Source organism: Collinsella sp. CLA-ER-H3, from assembly GCF_040092425.1.
Classification (GTDB): domain Bacteria; phylum Actinomycetota; class Coriobacteriia; order Coriobacteriales; family Coriobacteriaceae; genus Collinsella.
The window spans coordinates 1-4,550 of the sequence record NZ_JBBNLP010000018.1 but is presented as its reverse complement, the minus strand read 5'-3'; the positions used below and the strand labels follow the sequence as shown (position 1 = coordinate 4,550).

5 protein-coding genes and 1 pseudogene are annotated in these 4,550 nt (G+C 60.1%); all 6 read right to left on the bottom strand.

Annotated elements, in window-relative coordinates; translation table 11 throughout:
- Positions 1-297: 297 nt before the first annotated feature.
- Entirely contained in the window at positions 298-1,512 is a 1,215-nt protein-coding gene (locus AAAX32_RS09945; protein WP_349100734.1) for an MFS transporter, read from the bottom strand.
- A 91-nt stretch (positions 1,513-1,603) separates the two neighbouring features.
- A complete protein-coding gene (locus AAAX32_RS09940) occupies positions 1,604-2,437 on the bottom strand; it encodes a PTS system mannose/fructose/sorbose family transporter subunit IID (RefSeq protein WP_195622533.1) in 834 nt (277 codons plus the stop codon).
- Entirely contained in the window at positions 2,418-3,191 is a 774-nt protein-coding gene (locus AAAX32_RS09935; protein ID WP_099432285.1) for a PTS sugar transporter subunit IIC, read from the bottom strand. The genes AAAX32_RS09940 and AAAX32_RS09935 overlap by 20 nt, the downstream gene beginning before the upstream one ends.
- 60 nt (positions 3,192-3,251) lie before the next feature.
- Positions 3,252-3,734: a PTS sugar transporter subunit IIB gene (locus AAAX32_RS09930; RefSeq protein WP_349100733.1), complete on the bottom strand. Its 483-nt coding sequence runs from the start codon at positions 3,732-3,734 to the stop codon at positions 3,252-3,254.
- A gap of 57 nt (positions 3,735-3,791) precedes the next feature.
- A complete protein-coding gene (locus tag AAAX32_RS09925; protein ID WP_035137739.1) occupies positions 3,792-4,211 on the bottom strand; it encodes a PTS fructose transporter subunit IIA in 420 nt (139 codons plus the stop codon).
- A 46-nt stretch (positions 4,212-4,257) separates the two neighbouring features.
- Positions 4,258-4,550 (bottom strand): annotated as a pseudogene (locus tag AAAX32_RS09920) (SIS domain-containing protein); the annotation flags it as partial.

The following is a 4,550-nucleotide window of genomic DNA, read 5'->3' as shown; positions in this document are numbered from 1 at the left end:
AGCCCTCGTCGGCGACCTTGTCGGCGAGCGCGGTCATCTTCTTACCGGTCTCGTAGAGCGCCTTGCCGTCCTCGAGATAGCCCTCCTGGTCGAAATGCATGATCTCGATCTTCTCGGTTTCCTTCATGGCTTTTCCTTTCTGTCCTGCACGCGAATCTATACATCGCGTTTCTTTTCGATACCAATTATAGACATACACCTAACGTGTTTTTAATACCACTTTCCAATCTGCTCCAATCCTCGGTGAACGGTCGAAATTCTCTGGTGAGTGGTATTAAATTAGAATTGAATGTATAGCTAACACCTCTGGCGCCTCCCCTGTGTGACAAAGAACAGCGTTCCTACCAGCGCAATAATGGTCGATGCCCCAAACAGCACCGCCTGGACGCCCAAAGCCTCCGCCAAAAATGGAGCCGCCAGCAGCGGCAGCACGCCGGCGCTCATCAGGCCAAAACGCACAAAGCCGGTAATGCGCCCGAGGTATTTGATGTCGGCGCGCTCCTGAATCAAGATCATCTGCAGCGGTTCCAGAAATCCCCAGGCCAGACCGTTAATCGCCTGACCGATAATCGCGACCCCCAGCATATCGGTGCCCACGTACACCATGGACCCAATGCCCACGGCCATGAGCGCGCCGAGCAGCAATCGCAGGTTGACATGGCGAGCAGAAAGCTTGGTCAGGATGAACGCGCCCACCGAGGAAGTGAGGCCCACGACCGAGGACAGCCAGCCCAGCCAGACGATATCCACGTTGAGCACATCGCGATAGAACAACGACTCCAGCGAATCGAACGCGCCAAACGCAAAGAAACCCAAAAAGCCCGAGATAAAGATGAGGCGCAGGTCATGGTCGCGAAACGTAAGTCGCGCACCCTCGGCCATGCCGCCCAGAATACCGCCCTTCGGCTTCTCTCCTTTTGCGGGAGCAACGCACTCGTGACAGCCCAAGGAGAGCACGGCCGCCACACCCATCATGCCCGCCATGAGCAGATAGACCGATTGCGTGGCAAAACAGCTCACGATGGCACCGCCGAGCAGTGGGCCAGCGGTATAGGCGATATTGCTGTAGAACACCATGAGACCGTTCACGCGGGTACGGCCCTCGGTGGTCGACTCCAGGTATCCCGGAAACGCATGCGTGCAGGTGTTGATGAAGCCGCCCGCAAGTCCCAAGACGCACGCGGCGAACACAAGCCCGGGGACAGACAACGGCGCTAACCCCACGCCAAGCGATAGCACTGCCGTAATCACGCACGTCACAAACGACGTCCGGCGCGGTCCAAAGCGATCGATAACCGAGCCCGACACCATATTGCCCGCCGACGTCATAAGATTGCGCACGAGCGTAATGGCGGCAACCAAAAAGGCCGTGCCGGCCAGATCATACGTGGCCGCACCGATAAGCCCCAAAAAGTAGACCGCGTTGTTGGCGCACCACTGCAGGGACTCAATAAGAATCAGCCTGACCTCTGCCGGCGTCAGGCGCATTGCTTCGCGATCCTTCGCGAACATACGGACTCCTTCTATACAAAAAGGGGATGGAGGGCATAGGCCTGCTCCATCCCCTTTCCAGGTTGCAACGAAAATCTATGCAGCCGGGCCCTTACGCCAGCACGCCGAAGAACGCGCCGATGATGCCCACGACCATGGTGGCAACGATCAGCACCATGGGGTTGATCTTCTTGGACAGCAGCCAGTAGTACAGCCAGAAGGCGATCATGCCGAGCATGCCGGGCATGATGCCGTCCAGGATGTCCTGGAGGGTCTGGGCGTCCTCGCCCGAGCCGATGGCCACCGGGATGCTGGCCCAGAACATGTCCTTGCACATGGCGCCCACGACCATGACGCCCACGATGCCCACGCAGGTCATGATCTTCTGCATGAGGCCGGTCCTCTGGGCCTCGTCCAGGAAGCCCACGCCCAGCTCGTAGCCCTTGACGGCGCCCCAGACGCGCAGCGCGAAGCCTGGGACGTTGTAGATGAGCAGGAAGGCGATGGGGCCGAAGGGGTTGCCGGCCTGGCACAGGCTGATGCCCACCGCGGCGGCGACCACGCGCAGCGTCGACAGGAAGATGGAGTCGCCGATGCCGGACAGCGGGCCCATGAGGGCGGCCTTGACGTCGTTGACGCTCTCGGGCTCGATCTCGCCGCGGGCGACCTTCTCCTCCATGGCCATCGCGATGCCGCCGACGAACGGGGCGAACTGGACGGTGATGTTGAAGAACGCGCAGTGGCGGTGCAGGGCCTCGGCGTAGTCGTCGGGGCGGCCGGCGTAGATCTTCTTGAGCATGTTGGCGACCATCAGGCAGAAGGCGATGTTCATCTGCTTGTAGTAGGTCCAGGAGAACTCCATGCCCAGGGCGCCGACGTTGACGGCGCTCTTGACGAGGTCGGAGCGCGTGATCTTGTTCTCGGGACTAGAAGTCATCGTCCTCATCCCCTTCCGCGGAGAGCTGGGGCTGGGCTCCGCCCAGGCCGAGCAGGTCGAACTTGTCGATGCCGATGATGATGGCGATCAGGGCGACGCCCAGGACGGGCACGTTGGCGTAGGAGCACAGCAGGAAGCCCAGGAAGTAGAAGGGCACGAGCTGCTTGGTGAGCACCAGGCGGCCGAGCATGGCGAAGCCCATGGCCGGCAGGATGTTGGCGGCCACGCCAAAGCCAGCAAGGACAAAGGGCGGGATGAAGTCGAGCATGCCCTGGATAGCGTCAGCACCCAGATAGAACGACAGCGAGCACAGCAGGAACGCCATGATGACACCGGTGGAACCGATCAGGAAGTGCATCGCATAGACACCCTTAAGGTTGCCCTGGCCGGAGAAGACATCAGCGCGGTCAACCAGGATCGGCAGGGCGGCGTTGAGGATGTTCTTGATGGCAAGGCACAGCGTGGCGATGGGCATGGCAAGCGCGATGGCTGCCTCGGTGCTCTGGCCCAGCTGGATAGCGAAGGCACAGGCAAGTACGCCGCCGATCGTCTCATCAGGCGGCACGTAGGCGCCGATGGAGATCGAGCCCATGAACAGCAGCTCCAGGCTCGCACCGATCGCGAGGCCGGACTGCAGGTCCCCCAGCACCAGGCCCACGAGCGGGCACAGGACGATGGGGCGGAACGCATAGAGCGTACCGAGCTGGTAGTCGAACTTACCAAATGCGGCGATAAGTCCGATGAGGATTGCTTGGGTAAGCATACATCCCCCTTTCCATATAGGACACTACGAAGAACCCGCAGGCTCTTCGAAATTGAACGCCTAGAGCACGCTGGCGCAGTCAACCTTGGGGTCATCGGCCAGGGGTCGAATCTCGACCTCAACGCCACGATCCAGCATCTCGCGCACATCGGCTTCCTCGGCCGCGGTCAGGAAGATCTGACGAGAGACCTGACGAGCATCGGGACGCTTCTCGTCCTTGGGCTTGGTGTTGCCCAGGTTGACCGACTTGATCTGCGGGCAGCCCTCAACAAGCTGCTTTGCCTCAGCGATAGTGGCGACACAGATGATCATCTTGTACTTGTCGGTCACGCCCGAGTTGATAGCTTCGATTGCATGCTCCATATCTTTGATGACGAGCTTGCAGCCGGCAGGCTTGCCCATCTTGAGCGACGTCTTCCACACCGGGTCGTTGGCGACCTTATCGCCCACGCAGAAAATGCAGTTGGAGCCGAGGCCCTGAACCCAGGAAACTGCGACCTGGCCATGAAGCAGGCGATGGTCAACGCGAAGTAGCTGAATCATAATGTGACCCCCCAAAGGTCTTGCGCCGTCTTACGGCATGTCAATAGGTGCTGCGGATTAGAACTCTTCTTCCTCGTCGTCATCGACCAACAGGTCGTTGACAAACTTCACGCGCGTATCGTCCGCAGCGACGATGGCGCGAATCGTCTCCTCAACCGGCGCCGACTCGTCAGAGAACAGCAGCTGGATAAGCAGAGGAAGGTTCATGTTGGTAACGAGGTACGTGCGGGGACGCGTCTGGACGATCTTGGTGAACTCGTTGTTGACGCTGCCGCCAAAGAGGTCGGTGCAGACAACGACATCATCGTCGGCAGACATGCCCGCCAGCAGTTTTTGGGCCTCCTCAGCCACGTCCATGCGGCCATCGACGAACATCGAAAGATCGTGGACGTTGTCGCGAGCGCCCGAGAGCAGCTCGACGCTCTCCTTGATGCCGGTAGCGAAGTGCGCATGGCTGGCGATGATGTACTGTCTCATTCTGTGTTCCTCTCAATAGCCCGGCACGTTCCCGCACCCGTCTTCTTTAGTAGTCGAACTGGTGATAGTAGCGACGATACTTGAGGTTGTGCTTGGTGACCGTCTCGTAGTAGCGAGCCAGACGGTCGGTCACGAGCACCGTCAAAATCCACGGGGAGACGATGACGCGGAACTCGTCGTCAAGGCCGGGGATGGCGAACTCGGCGGTGTCGATGATGTTGATGTCGGTGTCGCCGGTCACGCCGCGGGTCAGGAACGCGCGGACGCGCTCGTCGAGCTTGCGGTTCTCGTCCTCGCCCATGAACAGGAACACGGGGACGCCGGGCTCCACGAGCTCGA